We start from the raw sequence: 22,105 nt of genomic DNA, 5'->3' as shown, positions 1-22,105 counted from the left end.
GGTCATCACGGGCGGCCTGCCGCTAATCGTCGCCAGCAATGACGCTGCCAGCCAAGAAGCGAAGGAGATACTCCGCTGCCCTGCTCGCCTGAAGGCGGCGCGGCGCGCGCGGGCGTTGCGACGCAATAGGCCCTGCCGGCAGTATTGATACTGAAACGACGGTCGGATCCCTTTAGGAGTGTGTCTGGCCGGACTGGAAGCAGAGGCCAGCCATAGACTTGTTGCGCAACCACTCCGATTGACAGGTCGAAGGCGCCTCTTCGCCGCAGCACCTCCGGCGGGCGGTTTTCGCAGCCGGTTTTTTGGAGAAGAGTTCTCCGGCAGGACCATGTCCAGAACGGCGAGACAGGACGGAGTGCTCAACGAGGTCGGCGAACAGCTCGGACCTAAGAACTGCTGAGGACTTCTTATGAAAATCGCCGACCAATTCGACGAGACCACACCACTGCGCGTCGAAATCGCTGCGCGAATTGCCTTTCCCGACGGCTCGATGAGCGCAGCAGGCCTACGCAAGGAACGTGACGCCGGTCGACTTGAAACGGAGCTAATCGCCGGAAAGGAATACGTGAGCTTGATGGCAATCGCGAGGATGAGGGAACTATGCCGCGGACGTCGAAAGGGCCACGCCTGGTATGGCGTGACGAAAGCTGGAAAAAAGATGGAACGCGCCGAAACAAAGCTGGATGGTTTATCCGCGATGGATCCAGCTTCATCAGCGCTGGCGGCGGCGAAAAAGGCCGTCCAGGAACTGAAGCTGAAAAGGCGCTCGCCGCCTACATCGGAAGCAAATACCACCGAGCGCGGGGAGCCGAGGACGTCTTAATTGCCGATGTGGTCAACCTCTACCTTAAAGAGGTTGCACCGAAGCACGCGACACCAGAAGAGACGGCGGCTCGGCTGGACAAGGTCCTTGATTACTTCGGGGAAAAAACTCTCGCCGCCATCAATGGCAAACTCTGCCGCGAGTACATTGCGTCGCGCCCCACCGAAGCCGCGGCGCGCCGCCAACTCGAGGATCTTCGTGCCGCCATCAACTACTACCGCAAGGAGGGTTATACAACCGCCGCACCGGTCATCACCCTGCCAGACAAGGCCGCCGCCCGCGAACGCTGGTTGACCCGCAGTGAGGCGGCCGCACTGATCTGGGCAGCTTGGCGTATGAAGCAGACATGGAAGGGCCAAGAGAGCGGCCGGCGCACTGGGCGACATCTCGCGCGCTTCATCCTCGTCGCACTTTATACAGGAACGCGCTCGGCCGCAATCTGCGGTGCCGCCATGCGCCCAACGAAAGGGCGCGGTCATGTGGACCTAGACCGCGGTATCTTCTATCGCGGTGCCACCGGCACAAGGAAGACCAAGAAGCGCCAACCCCCTGTACCGTTGCCCGAGCGGCTGCTGGCGCACCTCCGGCGCTGGGCGCGCACTGATCTTCACATCGAGACCAAATCGGGCGGCAAAAGTGCGAACATCGGTCGCAAGATATCGCAGGATTTTGTCGTGGAATGGAATGGAAAGCCGGTGCAGTCGATAGACAAGAGCTTCAAGACGGCGCGCGAAATCGCCGGCCTAGGGCCCGACGTTACTCCGCACGTGTTCCGCCACACCGCGGCGACTTGGATGATGCAGGCCGGCACCGATATGTGGCAGGCTGCGGGCTTTCTTGGCATTACAGTGGATGTCCTGATCGAAACTTACGGCCATCATCATCCTAATTTCTTGGCAGACGCCGCCGAGAAGATCACGAAGAAGCCAGTTTTCTCCAAGTCGCCGCAAACCGTTCCGAGTATAACTCAAATCACAAGGCACAAACGCGGTGTGCTCATCCCACAGGTTTCCCACAGAAACGGCGAAAGGAAACGCGACCAGTCGTGAGCGAACGTGGCGAAGGAGCCCAGGAACAATAACGACTTGCTGGTAAATCTACATCGTTCGGGACGATGGGATCGCACGTTCAAAGCTGCCATCCGCACCCCGCTCAAAGGTCTACTCCGGCTCCCCAGGGCGCGTGCTCGCAGCCGTGCCTTGGATCGGTTTGCCGGGTCCCGAAAGCGACATTGAATGTGGGAGGATTAGAGGCAAAGATCGTGATGCCTGGCTTGACGGAGGCTTGTCTTCGAGGCCAATGAATCGCACCTGGCCAAATCTCAAAACAGCAGCAAACGGCGCACTAGCCGCAAGCCCGGCGCACCGCTTCTGAGTGAAACTATCAATCGGCAAGACCTTGGCGATGCCAACCATGTCGTTGTCCATCCCATTGCCGGGATCGGTTGCTCCGGGCCGCAAGACCACCAAAAAATTGCGATGGTCTCGTAGGGGGGACGTATCGGCGTTTCTGGCGCGGACCTCAACCAGGAGGTCGCAATCTTTTGCCATCACAAAAGCCCCATCTGAGTCGGTCAGTGGTGTATCTCTGGCCTGCTACCCCGCGACGATCAAGACGGTGCTTTCCGGCGACCAACGCAGCACGACATCCTGACCTTCCGCCAGCCTGACAGCGCCGGTGTTCTGCACAATCACCTTGAGCGTCTGGCCAGCACGCTCGACAAAGTAGGTGCTGCTATTTCCGGCGAAGATGCGCTTCGATACCTGGCCTCGCAGCAGATTCCCGTTGGCCGCATCCGGAGCCTCGGCATCGGTGAAGATGCGGATGCGTTCGGGCCGCACGGCGCAGCTTGCCTTGGCCCCAGCGGCAAGCTTGGTACCGGAGCCGACGGCAATCGCTGTGCCGTCCGGCAGCCGGATGCCGTTGCCCGTGCTGTCGCCGCGAAGGATGTTGGCGTCGCCCAGGAAGGTGGCGGCAAACTCACTCGTCGGCCGATCGTAGATCTCCTCGGGCGGGCCTTCCTGCACCAGCTTGCCATCGCGCAGAATGCCGATACGGTCGCTCATCGTCAGCGCTTCTTCCTGATCGTGGGTGACGAAGATGGTGGTGATGCCGATCTCGCGCTGGATGCGCTTGAGCTCGATCTGCATGTCGACCCGCAGCGCCTTGTCCAACGCCCCGAGCGGCTCGTCGAGCAACAACACGCGCGGCCGGATGACGATCGCGCGAGCGAGCGCCACCCGTTGGCGCTGGCCGCCGGACAGCTGGTGCGGCCGTCGGCCGCCGAGCCTGCTGAGCTGCACGAGGTCGAGTGCTCGCTGCACCTCGCTGGCAATCACCGCCTTTTGCTCGCCGCGCACCGACAAGCCGAAGGCGATATTGTCGGAGACGCTCATATTGGGAAACAGGGCGTAGTTCTGGAACACCATGCCGATGCGCCGTTTTTCGACCGGCACCCGTTCGACGCTCTCACCACCTATGGTGATGCGACCGGAATCGGGAAAGTCGAAGCCCGCGATTTGTCGCAGCAGCGTGGTCTTGCCGCTGCCTGACGGCCCGAGCAGGGCATAGAAGCCGCCATCGGCGAAATCGATAGACACATCGTCCAGCGCCTTGTGGGCACCGAAAGCGCGCGACACGTTCGCTACTTGGACGCCAGCCATTACTTCTCTCCGCCGAATTTGAAGAAGCGCGCCGTCAGCAGCATCAGTGCCATCGACACGACAATGATGATCGTCGAGACCGCATTGATCTCGGGGGTGAATCCCTTGCGGATCGCGGCGTAGATTTCGACCGGCAGCGTCGTCTGGCCGGGCGTCGACAAGAAGTAGGATACGACGAACTGGTCGAAGGACACGGCGAAGGCGAACAGCCCGCCGGCAATGACGCCCGGCATGATCCAGGGCAGCGTGACGCGGTTCGTCAACTGCCATTGATTGGCGCCGAGCGAGCGCGCCGCCTCTTCCAGCTCGTGCGCGAAGGTCTGCAGTCGGGCCGACACGACGACAATGACGTAGGGAAGCGCAAGCGCGACGTGGCCAAGCAGGATAGCGAACAGGCCGCGCCCAATGCCGACGCCGAAGAAGAAGATCAACATCGCCGTGCCGGTTATCAGCCACGGAATGGCGATTGGCGGAAACAGCAGCGCCTGCAGGAATTTCTTGCCGCGAAACTCATAGCGGTAGAGCGCAAGTGACGCCGCCGAGCCAAGCACGACGCAGATGATGGTAGTGATGACTGCGATTTCGACACTGTTCCAGGTGGCTGAGATAAGCTGGTCGTTCTGCCACAGCGAGACATACCATTCCGTCGTCCATTCGAACGGCAGCTGGTAGAAGGGCGAAACGTTGAAAGACATTAGCGCCATGATGATGATGGGCACATAGAGGAAGGCGAGCAATAGCCAGATGTAGAGGCGGCCGAGCCATTCGAGAACACGTGTCGTCGCCATCACGTAGCCCTCCGCAGCACCGGCGAGGCAACCGCCAGGATGACCAGCACGACGGCCAACAGGATAAAGGAGAGCGCAGCACCCAGCGGCCAGTTGAACACGGCGACGAACTGGTCCTCGATGACAGTGCCGTAAAAGGTGCCGGTACGGCCGCCGAGGATGCGCGGTTCCATGAACGAACCAACAACCGGGACGAAGACGAGCGCTGCGCCCGCCACCAGCCCCGGCATCGACAGCGGAATGATGACTCGATTCAGCACCTGCAGCCGCGAGGCGCCGAGCGAGCGCCCGGCCTCGATCAGCGAGTCATCGATGGCCTGCAGGGTCAAGTAGCACGTCAGCACCATGTAAGGCACGTAGGAGTGCACCAGCCCGATGATGACGGCCGGATAGGAATAGATAAGATCAATGTTGATCTTGAACGGCAGGACGGCGTTGAGCGCAGTGTCGAGGATGCCGCCTTCACGCAGCACCATCGCCCAGGAGAAGATGCGCACCAGCCCGTTCGACCAGAACGGCAGGATGACGAGCAGGAAAATCGCCTCTCGGCTGCGGCCTTTCAGCACCTTAGCCAGCACATAAGCGGCGGGATAACCGATGACGATGCACCACAGCGTCACCTCGAGGCCGAGGCGCAGCGAGGCCAAAAGCAATGTCAGATAAAGGCTTTGTGAAAAAAAGGCGGCATAGTTTTCGAGCGTGAACGCCCACGGCTTTCCCGACAGCGGCAGGTCGGTCATGAAGGAGAAGAAGACCATGGCTGAGAGCGGCAGGAAGATCGCAACCGTCAGCCAGAGATAGGCAGGCGCCAGCAGCGGCAAGGCCGATCTCAATCCGCTGCGCGACGCGGCCGCAACCTGTGCTGCCATGACATCCTCCTCCCAGGATGGGAAGCATCAGCCGACATGGATGGTCGGCTGATCCCGGCTTCTGCTGTTACTTCACGTCGACCTTGAGCTGCTGCCAAAGCGACAGATAGGTTTCGCGCTGGGCGTCTGTGATCGGCGCCTGGAACTGAATGCGCTTGGCGACTGCCGGGTCACCCATCACCTTGCGGTTGAACGCATCGCCGGGAAGTGCTTCTACAGCCTTGGTGTTGGCGGATACCGGGGCTCCGACCTTGGTGACCCATTCGACATAGAACTTCGGGTCGATCATGTAGTTGATGAAGGCCTCGGCGCCGGCGACATTCTTGGAACCGACCGGAATGGAGAAGGCGTCGAGCCAGGCGACAGCGCCCTCCTGCGGGATCACGAGCGAGACCGGCAGCTTGAAATGGGTCTTGGCGCGGTCGGCCGAGCCGCTCCAATAGGTGCCGATGTCGATCTGGTTAGAGGCAGCCATCTGGTTCCAGTCGTTTTCCGAGCTCCAGAACGTCTTGATCTGCGGCATCAGCGAGGTGAGCTTCGCCTTGACCGCCTCGATATCCTTGATGTCGTTGATGTTCTGGCCGGTGGCAATGGCGCCGAACTGAACCGCCTCGACGGCATCATCACGGATGGTGACGCGGCCCTTGTGAGCGGGATCCCACATTTCGGCGATGCTCGTCGGCGGCTTGTCGAAGGATTTTTCATTGATGGCGAGCGCCGTCAGGCCCCAGACCCACGGCACGCCATAGACCTTGCCGTCATGGACGAGCATCGGCGATCCGGCCTTGTCCTTGCTGATGTCGGGAAAGTTCGGCAGCTTGGACGTGTCGATCGGCTGGATCAGCTTTTCCGCCATCGCCTGGTCGTTGAAGGCGGCGTTGATCATGACGACATCGTAAAGGCCGGGATTGGTCCTGAGCTTGGTCAGCATCTCCTGTTCGGAATTGAAAAAATCGTTGACGACCTTGCTGCCGGTCGCCTTCTCAAAGGCTTCGATGGCCCACGGCTCGTCGGCGCCGTAGCCCTTCCAGTTGAGTACGTGCACCTCGTTGGCCTTGGCGGCAAATGCGAGTGCGGAGGTGAAGACGGCGGTCGCCGTCAGCAGGGCAGTCAAGTCGGGCATGCGCATGTTCGTTCCTCTCTGTGTTTGCCCGCTTCCCGGGCTTTGTCAGGCTGTCGGGCGTTTGGCCTCTTGCTTCCGGCCATGGAGGCCGATCGGCGGACCGCCGGCATGGCTTAGGAATGTCTGGATCTCGTGGTCGGTCGGCGCTGATGAACCACCGTGGCGGGTGACGGAAATGGCCGCCGCCGCATTGGCGTAGCGCGCTGCTTCAAAAGGCGGCGCGCCGCGCGCCAGCGCACTGACGAAAGCGCCGATATGGGTGTCGCCGGCGCCATTGGTGTCGATGGCGTCGACCTCGAAGCCGGCACTCGTTTGCGCCGAGCCATCGGCCAGCCGTATGTGGCAGCCTTTCGCTCCGGCGCGAATAACGACGCCGACGGCCTTCGGGGAGTGGTCGCTAAGAAGCCGTGACGCGAGTGTCTCGACGTCGCCCGGACCGGCAATCGCGGCCGCTTCCATCCTGTTGCAGCTCAACCAGGTGGTGCGGGCGAGTATCCGAGGCAGGATAGGGCGGGGAATGTCGACGACGACAGGTGTCGGGTCGAGGACAAGCGGTGTGTCGGCCGGAAGTGCCTCGATCCAGTCGACAAGCGCGTCTCGGCTTCCCGGATAGCTAAGCGTATAGCCGGAGGTGAACACCCAATCCCCCGGGGCGACCGAGACGGGCGCCATCATGTCAAGGCTGAGCAAGCTCTCCGCACCAGGCCACGAGACGAAGGTGCGCTCGGCATCGCTGCTGATCATGGCGACGCAATTGCCGCTGTCCATGATGGGCGATGGCGTCGTCAGTGTCTCGATCCCCTCGCTGGCTAAGGCCGCGCGCAGGAAGTCGCCGTTGGGTCCGCTGCCGAGCTGGCCGCCGAACACCACCTTCATGCCGGTGCGGCTGGCCGCGACCATCATGTTGAAGCCGCCGCCGGCGACTTGCGTGTAGCTCGACGCCGTCTTCTCCGTACCCGGCGCCGGCAAGGCGTCGATGCGGTAGACATAGTCGACCACCGCGCTGCCGACATGGACGACACGCCCACTCATATCGCCGCATCCTTGCCGGGACCCGTCCTGTCGGCACGGCGCTTGGATACACGGGCCGCAACAAGGTCGGCGGTGAGCGCGCCAACCGCCGCAATGTCGATGCCCTTGAGGTCTGCAATGCGGTTCTGAGGCAGTCGGGAAAAGCCGGTGCAGGCGCCGGCCATGCCGGTCGCGATGGCGCCGATCGTATCGGTGTCGCCACCGAGATTGGCACTGATGACCGCCGCTTGCCAGGGATCATCGCCGGCGACTTCCAGCACGGCGAATGCAGCCGGAACGGACTCCTGACTGGCGACGCCGGTGCCGACCAGATCGGTGATCAGCCGGATCGCGTCCTTCGTCGCCTTGCCGCGCACAAGCTCCTGCGCCCACCCAATGCGGGCGGCAATGTCACCGCCGGTCACCCAATAGCCGAGCGCTGCTCCGCACCTCGCCGCGGCGATGGCGCTGTCGGAAGCGGCGCGCCAGTCGCCGCCGGCGACGCCGCAGCTGACGGCCGCCGCAACGGCGGCTGCGGCCGCAATGGCAACCGAGGTGTTGTGCGTGGCCCGGCAGGTCTCGGCAACTTTGGCGACCAGCGCGTCCAGCGGCTCTGGCGGCATCATGATGCCGACCGGCGCAATGCGCATGGCCGCACCATTTGTGTCGCCGCTGCGCCCCGCTTCCTCGGCCGGCACGCCATTGTTGATGGCGTCGATGGCGCGTTTGGTCGATGGTCCCAGCAGATCGTAGCTGCCGCGCGCTTTGACGTCGCGCTCCCAGTCGAGCAGCGCGTTGACCCACCGCGCATGATCGAAGCGGTTACCGGATTCGACCAGGATACGGCCAAGCAGAAGCGCCTGTTCGGTGTCGTCGGTGATCGTTCCAGCGGGAAGCCCCTTCGACACCGGATGGTCGGCGAAAGGAGCAATGAAGCCCTCTACATGGGCGTAGAGTTCGGCAATCCGGGCCGGCGACAAAAGCTGCGTCGGCATGCCCAGCGCATCCCCCAGTGCCCCGCCGACAAGCGCCCCCATGGCCCGATCAGTCATATTCCCGGTGTTGTCGTCCGGCATCACTCAGAACCTCATATGCAGCGCAAAATGCGCCGGGTTGAGCAGGCTGGTCACATATTCGATCGGCCGGTCATCGGCGGCGCGGGTCAACCGGCGACCGCGAAGGAACGGCGTGCCTTGCGGGCAACCGAGGATTGCAGAGTCCTCGGCGTTGAGCATTTCGATGCCGACCCATTCCTCGCCATGGTCGGGAATGAGGCCGGCGCCGCGCAGCGTCTGGTGCAGCGAGCCTTCGCGCAGCCCGCGTAACGGCACGTCCTCCAGTTCCGGCGACAATGGCAGGCGGCTGCGCTCGATGGAGATGGCGTGGCCGTCGCTGGCATTGGTGCGCACCCGGTCGACAGCGATGAAAAACGGGTTTTCTATACCAAGCAGTGCGGCAAGATCGGGATCCTCGATCACCTCGAGCCGCAGCGTCCGCGTCTCTGCATTGGCGCCGGCATTGGCGAGCGCCCGCGACCAACCGATGGAGTCATCAACGGGCTTGCCATCGTAGGTGACGAAAGAGCCGATGCCGACTTTGGTGGTGATCAGCCCGCGGCTGGACAGTTCCTCGAGGCCTTTGCGGACGGTGTTGCGGCTGACGGAGAAACGATGGACGAGCTCGTTCTCGCTTTGCAGCCGGTCGCCGAAGCCGAGAACACCGGAGCGGATTTCATGTTCGAGAACGGTGGCGATCTGTTCGGGCTTGCCCGTGCCGGGAGACAGTTGAACCGAGCGTCGCTTCATATGGGTACCTGTTCAGTGAGCCTGTATAATCCTGTTCATATCACGGCAGGCTTGTCAACGAGTGCCACATGGAGCTGCTATCGGGCTTGATTAGGCGTCGCGACGAGCAGTCGCCGGTTCCGTCGTCGTGGGACCTGGCGTCCAGCGCCAGCTCCGCATCATCGGCAACATAGCGGGCGTTGCGGTAGTCGCGAATGAAGCTGATCCGACCTTCACACCACTCGAGCCACATAAAGTGGTTGGGTTCGCGTCGGCTCGGTCTCGAACACCGCGATCACCTCCCGGCCCTCGTGCCAAGCCGGCTTGAGCCACACGCCCTCGCTCTTAACGTGGTGAAGAACCTGCTGACGTCTGCTGAGCCTGAGCGAAGCGGATGCAAGGACGGATGAAGCTTCACTGTTTTTCGAAGCCGATAATCCCTTGAATGACAGGGATGGCCTGCATCGCTTGAGCACACCGGCGGTGACGATGAAATGGCCGTAAGACGGACAATGTTCATTCATTGTCGGAGGCAGTTCGTGATCCCGAGTCCGGTTCAACAGGACGGCCTAAGGAGCGTCAGCCTAGCGCCGCCGCAGCCGAGACGCGGGATCGACCGCTCCCGTCGAGGGGCGTCGTTTAGCAGGAGCTCGCGACCAGGTGAATTCCAGGATCACAGTCGGATGTGGGGAAAGGATGCCACACAACGCACTAGATACGGCGCACGACGGCCGCCTCGCCATCGTTGATCTCGCGGTCGCCGCCTGGCGAGGGCGTCAAACTACTCCTGTCGAGTGAGGTGAATTAGGAGGGGAAATTACCAGCCCGGACCCGCGAGAGGCAGGCGTGTCTTTCGAGAGTTGGAAAATCTTACAAGTTTCGTCGGTCTGCTGCATTCTTCTTAAACATGGCCAAGACAAGCCGCTTGCCTTCGCGCACACTGTCTTCGAGCGGCTTCGCCTTCGCCAGATGCGCCGCAATCGCGCTAGCCAGCATGCAACCCGTCCCGCGCATTGATGCGACAAGACGAGGTGCGTCGAAGCGGATTGGTTCTTGATCGGAACGCAACAGAATATCGGTTGATCGAGGTCCTGATGCATGGCCCCCTTTGATCAGCAGGCCCGGCACGCCGGCTGCCAGCAATTTCCGTCCCAGTCTCACCGCGTCGCTCTCGTCGGCTGGCGGTTCCGCACCAACAAGGACCGCCAGCTCGAGGAGATTGGGGGTCACAAGGCAGCAAAGCGGCATCAGATCGCGCCTCATGGCAGCGATGGCACCTGCTTCCAGAAGCCCCCGGCCGGAGCTCGAGGCCAGCACCGGATCGAGCACTGCCGGCACCTGCGGATTTTCGCGTAGCACAGCCGCGACGGCAACGACGATCTCGGCCGTTGCGAGCATGCCGATCTTAATTACCGCCACCTTGTTGGCCTGCAGCGCGGCGCGCATCTGATCGGCCACAAGATCGGGCTGCGAAGGATGGATTTCCATCACGGCTTCGTGCGTCTGCACCGTCAGCGCTGTGACAGCCAGGCAGGTGCGCACGCCAATGGAAGCGATCGTCTCGATATCGCGTGCAATTCCAGCCCCACCGCTGGAGTCTGATCCGCCGACCACGAGCACATGCGGTTCTCGACTCAGCGCCATGGCTTTGTCTTTTCGATCCATTCTCGCGTGCGCGCTTCGGGATCGGCATTCAACGTGATGTCGGTGACCACCGCCGCGCTGTCCGCACCAGCCTCGAAGACACCGTCGAGCCGGTCGGGGTTGAGGCCGCCTATTGCGACCAATGGGATCGGTGCGACCCGGCGCTTCCACTCGCTGATCCGTTCGAGCCCTTGCGGCGCCCATTTCATCTGCTTCAGGATGGTGGGATAGATGGGGCCGAGCGCGATATAGTCGGGCTCGGCAGCGATAGCCGTTTCCAGTTCGAGATGATCGTGCGTGCTGAGCCCGAGCTTCAATCCGGCGTACTTAATCGCCAGCAGGTCGGCCGCAGCCAAATCCTCTTGGCCGAGATGGACGAAGTCGCAGCCTTCCTCGATTGCCGTGCGCCAATGGTCGTTGACGATCAGTTGGCAACCATGGACCGCGCAGACGCCGTTCGCGCGGCGGATTTCCGTCCGCAACGTGGCCTCGTCCCTATCCTTGATGCGCAACTGAACCAGCTTGACGCCAAGCGGCACCAGCCGTTCGATCCAGGCGGCGCTGTCGACGATCAGGTAGAAGGGGTCGAGCTTCATGAAAAAACTGCCCTGCCAATTGTCGGCGTCGACGGCACGGCGACGTCGCGCGGTTCGAGCATTCCCGAGTTGAAAGCTTCACGACCGGCCTCGACCGCCTTGCCGAACGCACGCGCCATGCCGACCGGATCGGCCGCCTTGGCGACCGCGGTGTTCAGGAGTACGGCGTCAAAGCCGAGCTCCATGACGGTTGCCGCGTGCGACGGCCGTCCGAGCCCCGCATCCACGATCAGCGGAACGCCTGGGAAATGTCCGCGCATCGAGCGCAGCGCCGTGATGTTGATCGGTCCGAGAGCGGAACCGATCGGCGCGCACCACGGCATCAAGACCTTGCAGCCCGCCGCAAGCAGCCGCTCGGCAACGACAAGGTCGTCGGTAGTATAGGGGAATACAGCAAAACCGTCCTCGCACAGGATGCGGGCGGCTTCGACCAGACCGAACACATCCGGCTGCAGGGTGTCGTGGTTGCCGATCACTTCGAGCTTGACCCAGCTCGTACCGAAGACTTCGCGCGCCATTTTCGCAGTCGTGACCGCTTCCTTGACGGAGTGGCAGCCAGCAGTGTTGGGCAGGATTCTGACGCCGAGCGAGCGGATCAACGACCAGAATTTTTCGCCGGCCCTGCCGCCTGCCATTTCACGGCGCAAGGAGACGGTCAGCACCGACGTGCCCGACGCCTTGACCGCATCGGAAAGGATAGCCGGCGAAGGATATTGAGCCGTGCCGAGAAGCAGGCGGGAGGGAAGCGTCGTCCCGAGAAGTTCGAACATGTTAGCCTCCCTGCATCGGCGAGAGGATTTCGATCCGGTCGCCGTCGTTCAATTGGAATTCCGCCCGGCTGGCTTTGTGCACGAGGTCGTTGTTGACGGCGGTCGTGAGCCAATCGCCCTCATAGTCAAGCGCGGCAAGCAGCTCGGCCAGCGTGGTGGCGGCAACCTCATGCACTTTGCCGTTGACCATCAGTTTCATGAGCAAGCTCCTTGGTTCCGTCTTGATTGAAAACCAGGTCGGCAGCCTGGCGCGCCATGGCGGGAGCCAGGAGAAAACCGTGACGATAGAGCCCGTTGATCGCGATGATCTCACCGTTCGTTTCGGCGCGCGGCAAATTGTCGGGAAAGGCTGGACGGACGCCAACACCGGTTTCAACGATCTCGGCCTCGCCAAAGGCCGGATGGAGGGCATAGGCGGTACCCAGCAGCTCCAACATGGAGCGCGCCGTAACCGGTCCGGCGGACTGGCTTTCAATCATCGTCGCACCAACCATGAAACGGTGGTCGGTGCGCGGCACTGCATAGAGTGGAAAGCGCGGATGCAGCAGCCTGACCGGGCGCGACAGCGAGGTATCAGGGGTGCGCAGGATGAGCATTTCGCCGCGAACGCCGCGCAACCTGTCATCGGCGGCTGCCATTCCCGTGCAATCGATCTGACGATCGAAACCAAAAACATGCTGGGCGTCGGCGCCGAAGTGGAATTCGACACCCATGGCCGCGAGCTTGTCATGAAGCGCTGCCATCGCCTGGCGCGGATCGAGATGGCCCTCATCGGGAAAGAGCAGTCCGCGGCGGAAGCGGCCGGCTAAGTCGGGCTCCAGCAAGGCAATTTCATCTTCCTCGACGCGCCGATAGCCCGACGTGCGGCTGGCGAACCGGTCGAGCTCGCCCGCATCGCGCGGCGCGGCCACGACCAGCGTTCCCCGTCGTGTTACCAAGCCGGGCGTTGCGGCGTCCCACCAGTCGGCGGCGTCGCATCCGAGATCCAGCACCGGCTGCTCGGCGCTTTCACGCTCGCACCATGGCGCCAACATGCCACCGGCGAACCACGACGCATTGCCCCCAAGGCCAGGCCTTGTCTCGGCAACGGAAACCGCCGCGCCGCGTGCGGCGAGCTCGAAGGCCGCGGTGAGGCCGGCAACGCCGGCCCCTTTGACCAGCACCTTCATGATGGCTCATGCGCCTGTGGCGAAAGCGGTGCGCCGGTCTCGTCCGCCGGCACGTAGAGATCGCCGCCCTCGCGGTATTTCGCCGCCATCGCCGCCATGCCCTCCTTCTGCGCTTCGGCGCGGATGTCGTGGGAAATTCGCATCGAGCAGAATTTCGGTCCGCACATCGAGCAGAAATGCGCCAGCTTGTGCGCCTCCTTGGGCAAGGTCTGGTCGTGGAAGGACCGTGCGGTTTCGGGGTCGAGCGACAGGTTGAACTGGTCCTCCCAGCGGAACTCGAAGCGCGCGCGGGAAAGGGCATCATCCCTGACTTTCGCCGCCGGATGACCCTTCGCCAGGTCGGCGGCATGGGCGGCGATCTTGTAGGTGATCACGCCAATCTTGACATCGTTGCGATCGGGAAGGCCGAGATGCTCCTTGGGCGTGACGTAGCAGAGCATGGCGGTGCCGAACCAACCGATCATCGCCGCGCCGATGCCGGAGGTGATGTGGTCATAGCCCGGCGCGATGTCGGTCGTCAGCGGGCCAAGCGTATAGAACGGCGCCTCGCCGCAAACGGCGAGTTGCTTGTCCATGTTCTGCTTGATCTTGTGCATCGGCACGTGGCCAGGCCCCTCGATCATCACCTGGCAATCCTTCGCCCAGGCGATCTTCGTCAGCTCGCCAAGCGTTTCCAGCTCGGCGAACTGCGCCGCATCGTTGGCATCGGCGATCGAGCCGGGACGAAGGCCGTCGCCGAGCGAGAAGGAGACGTCATAGGCGCGGCAGATGTCGCAGATCTCCGCGAAGTGCTCGTAGAGGAAGCTTTCCCGGTGATGGTGCAGGCACCATTTTGCCATGATCGAGCCGCCGCGCGAGACGATACCCGTGACCCGGTCAACGGTCAGTGGGATGTAATGCAGCCGCACGCCGGCATGGATGGTGAAATAGTCAACGCCCTGTTCGGCCTGTTCGATCAGCGTGTCGCGGTACACCTCCCAGGTCAGATCCTGGGCAATGCCGCCAACCTTCTCGAGCGCCTGGTAGAGCGGCACCGTGCCGATCGGCACCGGCGAGTTGCGGACGATCCAGTCGCGGATGTTGTGGATGTTGCGGCCGGTCGACAGGTCCATCACCGTATCGGCGCCCCAGCGGATCGCCCAGACCATCTTTTCGACCTCTTCAGCCATCGACGATGTGACGGCGGAGTTACCGATATTGGCGTTGATCTTGACCAGGAAATTGCGACCGATAATCATCGGTTCGCTCTCGGGATGATTAATGTTGGCGGGAATGATCGCGCGTCCGCGCGCCACCTCGTGGCGGACGAATTCAGGCGTGACGAAATCGGGCAGTGTCGCGCCGAAAGCCTCGCCGTCGCGCTCAAGCTTGCCGTGCAGGATCTCGCGACCAAGGTTCTCGCGGATGGCGGCGAACTCCATTTCGGGTGTGATGATGCCGGCGCGCGCATAGGCAAGCTGGGTCACCGCCTTGCCTGCTTTGGCTCTGAGCGGTCGGTGGCGAATGGGAAATTCCGGCGTCAGGCGTTCGCCCGCGGCGAATCCGTTGTCCTCCGGCCGGACATGGCGGCCGTCATAGGCCTCGACATCGCCCCGCGCCGTAATCCATTCGTGGCGAAGCCGTGCAAGGCCATTTTCGATGCTGGTTTCGACAGTCGGGTCTGTATAGGGGCCGGACGGATCGTAGACGGTGACGGGCGGTTCGCCGGCCGTCGGATGGACGGAGATTTCGCGCATTGGCACCCTGAGCTGCGGGTGGATGGTACCGGATTTGTGGATTTTGCGTGAGGCAGGCAGCGGTCCCGTCGAGACGGCGGGGGTGAGGGCATTCATCTTGAGGCTCCTTTGCTCGTTGCATTGGAGACCCAGTTCTGTGCCGGAAGGATGAAAAGACGCTTCTAGCGACCTGCCGAAACAGGACCTCGGGCGTAAACTCCCGCAAAGCGCTTGCACCGTCCCTACGCCAGTATGAACTGGATCAGGTTCAACGGGTCACTGCGCCGCGAATGCCAACAGTATCTCAGCCCCTTGCCGGGACTCCCCTGGTGAATGCGTGAGGTTGGACGGGACGGCTCCGGTTTGTCAAGCGCGTTCTGGCCGCGGCTGATCGGCGGTCGGTCAGACCGTGCGGAAAAAATCGTGCATGTCTCGGCGACAAGTCAAGCGTCGGAGATGAAGGCAGGGACAAGGGAAACGCAAACCGTCGGACTAAAAATCGATCCTGATGATCACACCTTCAATGGGCACCAAAGGTTTGCGCGTAGATCGCCTCGATTCTTCCTGCCTCGTCACTGGTCAGCGCGGCGAATTCCTTTTCGCGCGCGCGGTTCGATAGATGTCCATCATTCTGGTGAAGAAAACGGAAGAGCAGATCGGTCAACCGCTCGGGCATGTCAATAAAGGCGTCCACCTGCTGTCGGAACTGATCGTAGCGCTGCAGAAATGCGGTTTCCTGGGGAAGGTCCCGTTCGATCGTCCGCTGAACGCAGGCATAGAGGAATTCGGCATGCGGGGTTGCATCGAAGAACCGGTAGAAATCACCGGTGTCATTCAGCACCCGGACGTTGAATTGCGGCGTCGGTTCCCATTCCACCAACGGCAGAAGGCGCTGCGAATAGCTCTCGAGCACGCCCCTGTACTCGTTGATCTGGTCCAGGATCGCGGCCGAGACGGGAAAGACAACTCCCGGCGGATTGAAGCCGCGCATGGCAAGGACGTGGTGGATTAGGTAGCGGTGAATGCGGCCGTTTCCGTCCTCGAACGGGTGAATGTAGACAAAGCCGAAGGCGAGGATTGCGGCGGCTACGACTGCATCAAGGTTTTGCGCGGGGCCCTGATCGAACGCCGCCATTCCATCAATTAGCCGCGGCAGGTCCTCGGGCCGAGCGCTGATGTGATCGGGCAAGGGCGTGCCGTTGTCTCGGTCATGCTCACCGACGAAACCTCCTTCTTTTCGGAAGCCAAGTCTTACGAAACGGGCGTCGCCAAGTACAATTCTTTGCAGACGCAGCAGCTCATCGCGATTGATCGGCCAGCGGCCGGATTCGCCGATGGCGCGGCCCCAGCGCTGGATGCGATCTTGCGGCGGGTGCTCGCCCTCGATCGCATAGCTTGATCGCGAGTCTTTGAGCAAAAGAAAGGCGGCGGTCCGAGCAAGAAGGTCGCGCGGCACGTCCGCTACGATTGCCTCCGCGCGCCGCGGTAGTTCAAGGCCGATGAATTTTTCGAGAATCTTGGTGCGGAACACCAGAGGGCAGAACTCACGCGTGCCGGGGAGATTGTCCCTTACGCGGTAGCGCGAAGCGGTCTTGTCGGGTCCCGGCCACTGCAGCTCGGGATCGACAACCGGAATGTATCGTCCGGCCTTCGCGTCCGGCAGATCGATACGCGCGCCCCTCAGCCATTCATATAAAAACCAGATGCGTCGGGCATAACTGCCGGTCGGGCTTTCACGGACCAGCGCCTCGATCGGCGCGGGACCGGTCACTTGGAACAGCCGCTTGAGGACGGCAAGGTCCAGTCCCTCGTACTTGAGCGCAAAGGTCAGGTGGCCTTCGAGGGTAGGATTTGGGGCATGGCGGGGGGTCATGATCCGCCAGCCATCCCGTTCGGTAATGCGATGATGCTCGCCCGTGGCGAACAACCTACGGGGCAAGGGCACGGCGAGCCTGTAGGCTCCGATCAGGGCGCTGTACCCGGCCGGGGTCGCCGTTTCAGGAAGGCGGATTTCCTGAAAAACGGTAACAGGACCTGAAAATTGGTGCTCTTGCACCGCAGGCATGAAAAGCGAATCCTTTCATCGAATTTTGGTTAGTTCGGCCAAAACCTATGAAAAATGATCCTATCCCATGAAAATTGATGCCACAAGACAAATTTTCCGAAAACCGATTCTAAAACGGTGCTGAAGTCGATCAAGCAAGAACTCCGCCACCGGCTCAAGGAAGCGACTTCAGACAAAAAGGTGAGTCCAGGAACCGCCATTCGCCCGCCTGTTAGTCACGAGGCCGGCACGAATGGCCCGCCTTACGTCGAGCCGGATTGCTCGAGGAGCAGCGCGCCGTTCGGGGCTGCCTCATAGAGCGCTCCGGCGCGCGATCCCGATTTGATAGCCGCGATCACGCTCGCGACTGATCTTGGTGACGTGGCGGCGTCGGAGTAGAAAAGTGATGCAGGATCTCGGTGGCGTCGTGTGTGTGTGACCTGAAATGAGTTCTCTACGGTATGGGGGGCGGCACGCAGCGCGCGCGTCTTCTCGGCAAACAGATCGACGAAGCGGCACCGAAGGGAAGTTCCCGGCATTCATTCTCGCCATCGCTGCCCCAATTTGCCGACCGGACTGCCGATCGATCTCGGCCAATACCTTGCGCGCGCAAGGGCCGAAGCTGAACTGGGCGGCACCTGCTCATTCGGGAGCTAACTCATGCTTGGCGCGCTAGCCCGAGAGAGCTGTGCCTGATCGAATGCGTGAAATCGTAGCTCGGGGTGGAGAGGCTGACGCGGTCATCTGTCACCCGCCTTCGGGCTGTAACGAAAAGCGCGACATCGTCTCCAATGCTCGTTCCCCACGTCGAGGGCCCAGCGGCTTGGCTGCGGGGGGACTGTCAGCTAGTGGCCGCTGGGCCTTGACGACCAGCGAGCGTAAGAGGAGGCCCTGTGCTGGCTGACGAAAACTTGCGAGCAAAGCCGCGGAAAAGCATCATTCGAACGAATTCTTTCGTCGAGACGAGGAGGCAGTGAGCGGTAGCCGCCGCTTTGAAGCTCTCCGGCAGCTGCTACGCTGGTCGTTCAGAGGGTCGCAGCTGCGCTTGCGCCGTCATATCAGATAAGTCTAATATAATCCGCGCCTGGCCATCGAACGCCGCGGCGCCCTCGGGTCGGCGCTATTCATCGGGTGGGCATGTCGGGCACGCAAGGGAGGACGAAATGAGACTGGTTCAGTCATTTGCATTTGCTGCTGTGCTGCTTCTTTCGTCTGCATTGTCTGCGGCCCCCCACTCGGCTCGTGAGGACATCGAAGCGGCGTTGGTAAAATTCATGGACGCCTTCAACAGCGGAAACGCAGCAGCGGTAGGTCAAATGTATACCGACGATGCCGCCCTGCTGCCACCCGACGGCAAACGCATCGATGACCGCAAGGGCGTGGAAGAATTCTGGCAGGGCGCAATCAAGGCCGGGATGAAGAATCTCACCCTGAAGGCGCTGGAAGTGGAAGGGAGCGGGAATCTCGCCTACGAAGTTGGCGCATTTACGCTCAGTGTGCCGAGCAAAGGCGGTGCCCCTTCCACCGTTGCGGGCAAGTACATTGTCGTTTGGAAAAAAGGGGACGACGGGACATGGCGCCTGCATCGGGACATCTGGAACTTAGGTGCGGCCGAATAGATTCCGCGACCCGTGAGGCCGGCGCGGCTTGCAACAGTTCCAACGAAAGTCCATGGCAATAGTTGATGTGACTGAATTGATTAACAAAATTGAACAGACTTGATGGGTCTGCTCATCGAGTCGGCTCTGGATCTATCGCGCTACCGATCAGGGAGGCGGTAAGATTCGAGCTCAGCAGAACGGCTGACCACCACTTGCCGGGACTAGAGTGTTCTCCGGCTCGGCGCGCCGCTGAGGACTCTTGTTCATTTGGTCATGCGCAATCCGTGGTTCTCCAAGAACCCGTCCATCTCGTCGAATGCCATCTGAGCCGAGACAACTAACTATCATTGGGCAAGTAGCGGCTCAACGGCTCCAGAAGAAAGCAGCCCCCCTATGCTCGTTCAACATTCGAGATCGCATCGGGCAAGTCTTTCCACGTCCGGGTACGCCATGCTGCTTCGACCGCCCCTTTTTTCTTGCGAATTTAGGAATTCGAGCTTTTCGGTTGTTCCGATCATCCATTTGGGAAACGACCGATGCCGGCAAGCAAGGTTTTATGGGGCCAGATCCTCACCGCCTTTCTGATCGTCGTCGCGACAACATGGGGAGCAACACAGTGGACGGCAGGGCGGCTCGGCTTTCAAAGCCAACTCGGTCCGCCGTGGTTCGAATTGGCTGGACAGCCCGTTTACCCGCCGCCAGCCTTTTTCTGGTGGTGGTTTTTCTACGACGCCTACGCGCCGAAGGTCTTCCTGGAGGGCGCGGCGATTGCGGCGAGCGGAAGCCTCATGGCTATCGTCGCAGCGATCGGGATGTCGCTGTGGCGGGCGCGCGAGGCAAAGGATACCACGACTTACGGCTCGGCGCGCTGGGCGACGCGAGACGAAATCAAGGCCGCTGGGATGATCGGTCAGGATGGGGTGATCCTGGGTATGTTGGGCCGACACTATCTGCGCCACGACGGTCCGGAACACGTGCTATGTTTCGCACCGACCCGAAGCGGCAAAGGCGTCGGCCTGGTCGTACCGTCACTACTGACCTGGCCGGGTTCGGCAATCGTCCACGACATCAAAGGCGAAAACTGGGAACTGACGGCCGGATGGCGGGCTCGTTTCGGCCAGGTGCTTCTGTTCGACCCGACCAATGCTGGATCCGCAGCCTACAATCCTCTGCTGGAGGTGCGACGGGGCGAGTGGGAAGTTCGAGATGTGCAGAACGTGGCGGATGTCCTGGTCGACCCAGAAGGCACATTGGAACGCCGCAACCACTGGGAGAAGACCAGCCATGCGTTGCTGGTCGGCGCAATACTGCACGTGCTCTATGCGGAGAAAGACAAGACCCTCGCAGGCGTGGCGAACTTCCTTTCCGATCCAGAGCGGCCAATCGAGGCAACGCTGCGCGCCATGATGCTGACGCGGCATTTGGGTGATGCAGGCCCGCATCCCGTCGTGGCGTCGGCTGCTCGGGAACTGCTTAACAAGTCCGAGAACGAGCGTTCCGGCGTGCTCTCGACGGCCATGAGTTTTCTGGGCCTCTACCGCGATCCAGTTGTGGCCAAGGTGACGTCATGCTGTGACTGGCGGATCGCAGACCTTGTCGAGGAGGCACGGCCGACGACGCTCTATCTGGTCGTGCCGCCATCGGACATCAGTCGCACAAAGCCGCTGATGCGACTCGTGCTTAACCAGATCGGCCGCAGGCTCGCCGAAGATCTTCACGCGAAGGATCACCGGCAGCGTCTTTTGATGCTGCTGGACGAGTTTCCCGCGCTCGGCAGGCTCGATTTCTTCGAAAGCGCGCTGGCCTTCATGGCCGGGTATGGCATCAAGTCGTTCCTGATTGCACAATCGCTCAATCAGATCGAGAAGGCCTACGGACCGAACAATTCCATCCTCGACAATTGTCATGTGCGGGTGAGCTTCGCCACGAATGACGAGAGGACGGCCAAGCGCGTCTCAGACTCTCTGGGGACCGCGACCGAGTTGCGCGCCATGAAAAACTATGCGGGGCACAGATTGTCGCCCTGGCTCGGGCATCTGATGGTGTCGCGGCAGGAAACGGCGCGTGCACTGATGACGCCGGGCGAGATCATGCAGCTGCCGCCTACCGAGGCGATCATTATGATCTCGGGCCAGTTCCCAATCCGTGCGAAGAAGGCACGCTACTTTGCCGACCCGCGTCTTGCCGAGCGTGTCTTGCCGCCACCAAGGACCGGAGGGACAACGCAGAACGCTCGCTCTGACGACTGGACCAACACGACACTTCTTGCTGAGCCGGAAGGCAAATCTCGCAAGCTGAGGCTTGCCAGGGATCAGCAGGACGAGGATCCGGCCAATGGCGGCATTCGCCGCCAGCCCGAGCTTCCCGAACACGAAGACATCGCGCCGGAACGAACGCCACGCTGCGACGATGAGTTCGACCTCGACAGGGACGAGCCCGACGATGACGCCGTTCGTCGCCGCAGTGTCGATCAAGCCATGAGACGCGCAGCTCGTCAGGCCGCCCTTGACCCCAATGATGGCATTGAGCTTTGAGCGCATGAAGAACGCCAAGAAAAAACGTCTCTCTGCCTATCTTGATCCTGACGTGATGAACGCGCTGGCAGACTACGCGGAGCGGCGCGAGGCCTCGCTGTCACTGGTTGCCGAGGCTGCGCTCGCGTCGTTCCTGTCGCCGGATGCCGAAGAGCGAAAGCAAGCCGCGATCACTCGACGCCTCGACCAGATCGATCGACGTGTGCAGCGTGTCGAACGCGACGTCGGAATTGCTATTGAGACGCTCGCATTGTTCGTCCGGTTTTGGCTCAATTCGACCCCAGCCTTGCCGGAATCCGCTCAGGCCGAAGCCCGCGCGAAGGGTTTGCAGCGCTACGACAATTTCGTCGATGCGCTCGGTCGCCGGCTCAGCAAAGGACCAAGGCTCAGGCAAGAAATAGCCGACGATGTCCCGCCAGCGCCGCCAGCGACTGGATGACCTGCCGGCAAGACAGTGCGCTTCAACAGCCCAACCCCAGTGCCCGATTTCCGAGCTATTTTGCGCAGCTGATGCCCATCAGATCACCTTTCATCGGAGCGGCGGGCCTCGGCAAGGTTATTGCCAGCGAAACCGGACATCGGGCCACGATCGATGCCCAGGGCTTCTTCTTAGGCGCAGTAACTTTGAAATAAATCCTGCCGGCAGGCGTTCCAGCATGGCGGGCGGCGTTGCCGGAGGACCCAATGCCCGACGAATACAATGACATCGTCATCCCCCAAGACCACGATGCATCGCCACTTCGGGAGGAGGAGTATTTCGTCCTCTGCCCGGCGTGCGGCCAGGCGTTCGACATCAGGTGTATGGCAGAGGCGCTTCATCACAACGACCTGGGCCACGAGCCCTACGACCTTGACTCGTAGGCAGTTACCGACGAACGTCGAGCCTGGTCGAGACCCACACCGAGGGTAAGTTCTCGCTCATCTGGCCGGCGTTGCCGTCTGATCGGCTTACAACGAATCCCCGTCGCAAG

The 22,105-nt window shown here is 61.6% G+C and carries 19 protein-coding genes and 1 riboswitch; of the genes, 5 read left to right on the top strand and 14 right to left on the bottom strand.

Annotated features, from left to right (window positions below):
• Positions 1-600 precede the first annotated feature (600 nt).
• Positions 601-1,872, top strand: coding sequence for a tyrosine-type recombinase/integrase (locus tag NKJ32_RS16640; RefSeq protein WP_352622847.1), 1,272 nt, complete (start codon positions 601-603; stop codon positions 1,870-1,872).
• 546 nt (positions 1,873-2,418) lie between these two features.
• Here NKJ32_RS16640 and NKJ32_RS16635 read toward each other — a convergent pair.
• The 14 genes from NKJ32_RS16635 to NKJ32_RS16570 all read right to left on the bottom strand — a co-directional run bounded on the left by NKJ32_RS16635 (position 2,419) and on the right by NKJ32_RS16570 (position 17,020).
• Complete coding sequence (locus tag NKJ32_RS16635; protein ID WP_352707120.1) at positions 2,419-3,486, bottom strand: ABC transporter ATP-binding protein; 1,068 nt, start codon at positions 3,484-3,486, stop codon at positions 2,419-2,421.
• Positions 3,486-4,274 (bottom strand): ABC transporter permease, encoded by a 789-nt coding sequence (locus NKJ32_RS16630; RefSeq protein ID WP_352622846.1) that lies wholly within the window; start codon positions 4,272-4,274, stop codon positions 3,486-3,488. Before NKJ32_RS16630 ends, NKJ32_RS16635 begins: the two co-directional genes overlap by 1 nt.
• Positions 4,274-5,143 (bottom strand): ABC transporter permease, encoded by an 870-nt coding sequence (locus NKJ32_RS16625; RefSeq protein ID WP_352622845.1) that lies wholly within the window; start codon positions 5,141-5,143, stop codon positions 4,274-4,276. The genes NKJ32_RS16630 and NKJ32_RS16625 overlap by 1 nt, the downstream gene beginning before the upstream one ends.
• A 67-nt stretch (positions 5,144-5,210) precedes the next feature.
• A complete protein-coding gene (locus NKJ32_RS16620) occupies positions 5,211-6,272 on the bottom strand; it encodes an ABC transporter substrate-binding protein (protein WP_352786862.1) in 1,062 nt (353 codons plus the stop codon).
• Positions 6,273-6,311: 39 nt separating this feature from the next.
• Positions 6,312-7,298 (bottom strand): PfkB family carbohydrate kinase, encoded by a 987-nt coding sequence (locus NKJ32_RS16615; protein ID WP_352592648.1) that lies wholly within the window; start codon positions 7,296-7,298, stop codon positions 6,312-6,314.
• A complete protein-coding gene (locus NKJ32_RS16610; protein WP_352786863.1) occupies positions 7,295-8,353 on the bottom strand; it encodes an ADP-ribosylglycohydrolase family protein in 1,059 nt (352 codons plus the stop codon). The genes NKJ32_RS16615 and NKJ32_RS16610 overlap by 4 nt, the downstream gene beginning before the upstream one ends.
• A gap of 3 nt (positions 8,354-8,356) precedes the next feature.
• Positions 8,357-9,082 (bottom strand): GntR family transcriptional regulator, encoded by a 726-nt coding sequence (locus NKJ32_RS16605; protein WP_352622844.1) that lies wholly within the window; start codon positions 9,080-9,082, stop codon positions 8,357-8,359.
• Between the two features lie 849 nt (positions 9,083-9,931).
• Positions 9,932-10,705, bottom strand: a complete 774-nt coding sequence (locus NKJ32_RS16600; RefSeq protein ID WP_352708191.1) for a hydroxymethylpyrimidine/phosphomethylpyrimidine kinase — start codon at positions 10,703-10,705, stop codon at positions 9,932-9,934.
• On the bottom strand, positions 10,696-11,301 hold the full coding sequence (locus NKJ32_RS16595; protein WP_352596356.1) for a thiamine phosphate synthase: 606 nt from the start codon (positions 11,299-11,301) through the stop codon (positions 10,696-10,698). Before NKJ32_RS16595 ends, NKJ32_RS16600 begins: the two co-directional genes overlap by 10 nt.
• On the bottom strand, positions 11,298-12,071 hold the full coding sequence (locus tag NKJ32_RS16590; protein ID WP_352786865.1) for a thiazole synthase: 774 nt from the start codon (positions 12,069-12,071) through the stop codon (positions 11,298-11,300). Before NKJ32_RS16590 ends, NKJ32_RS16595 begins: the two co-directional genes overlap by 4 nt.
• 1 nt (position 12,072) lies before the next feature.
• Complete coding sequence (gene thiS, locus NKJ32_RS16585; protein ID WP_352828091.1) at positions 12,073-12,270, bottom strand: sulfur carrier protein ThiS; 198 nt, start codon at positions 12,268-12,270, stop codon at positions 12,073-12,075.
• The gene (gene thiO / locus NKJ32_RS16580; RefSeq protein ID WP_352643587.1) at positions 12,239-13,240 is read right to left on the bottom strand and encodes a glycine oxidase ThiO; all 1,002 of its coding nucleotides are present in this window, start codon (positions 13,238-13,240) and stop codon (positions 12,239-12,241) included. Before thiO ends, thiS begins: the two co-directional genes overlap by 32 nt.
• The gene (thiC, locus tag NKJ32_RS16575) at positions 13,237-15,072 is read right to left on the bottom strand and encodes a phosphomethylpyrimidine synthase ThiC (protein WP_352624553.1); all 1,836 of its coding nucleotides are present in this window, start codon (positions 15,070-15,072) and stop codon (positions 13,237-13,239) included. The genes thiO and thiC overlap by 4 nt, the downstream gene beginning before the upstream one ends.
• Positions 15,073-15,176: 104 nt before the next feature.
• Positions 15,177-15,293, bottom strand: a riboswitch (TPP riboswitch).
• A gap of 182 nt (positions 15,294-15,475) precedes the next feature.
• Positions 15,476-17,020, bottom strand: coding sequence for a Fic family protein (locus NKJ32_RS16570; protein ID WP_352624551.1), 1,545 nt, complete (start codon positions 17,018-17,020; stop codon positions 15,476-15,478).
• Between the two features lie 1,142 nt (positions 17,021-18,162).
• Between NKJ32_RS16570 and NKJ32_RS16565 the strand changes: the two genes are divergently transcribed.
• The 4 genes from NKJ32_RS16565 (at position 18,163) to NKJ32_RS16550 (ending at position 21,995) form a co-directional block, all read left to right on the top strand.
• Positions 18,163-18,618, top strand: coding sequence for a YybH family protein (locus tag NKJ32_RS16565; protein ID WP_352596050.1), 456 nt, complete (start codon positions 18,163-18,165; stop codon positions 18,616-18,618).
• A 518-nt stretch (positions 18,619-19,136) separates the two neighbouring features.
• Positions 19,137-21,134, top strand: coding sequence for a conjugal transfer protein TraG (locus tag NKJ32_RS16560; protein ID WP_352624550.1), 1,998 nt, complete (start codon positions 19,137-19,139; stop codon positions 21,132-21,134).
• Between the two features lie 4 nt (positions 21,135-21,138).
• On the top strand, positions 21,139-21,573 hold the full coding sequence (locus NKJ32_RS16555) for a CopG family transcriptional regulator (RefSeq protein WP_352596062.1): 435 nt from the start codon (positions 21,139-21,141) through the stop codon (positions 21,571-21,573).
• A 245-nt stretch (positions 21,574-21,818) separates the two neighbouring features.
• Entirely contained in the window at positions 21,819-21,995 is a 177-nt protein-coding gene (locus tag NKJ32_RS16550; protein WP_352708175.1) for a hypothetical protein, read from the top strand.
• The last annotated feature ends 110 nt before the right edge of the window (positions 21,996-22,105 follow it).

This window comes from Mesorhizobium sp. M0159 (assembly GCF_040322295.1).
Taxonomy (GTDB): domain Bacteria; phylum Pseudomonadota; class Alphaproteobacteria; order Rhizobiales; family Rhizobiaceae; genus Mesorhizobium.
Note: the sequence above shows the minus strand (reverse complement) of the source record. Positions and strands in the feature narration are given on the sequence as shown.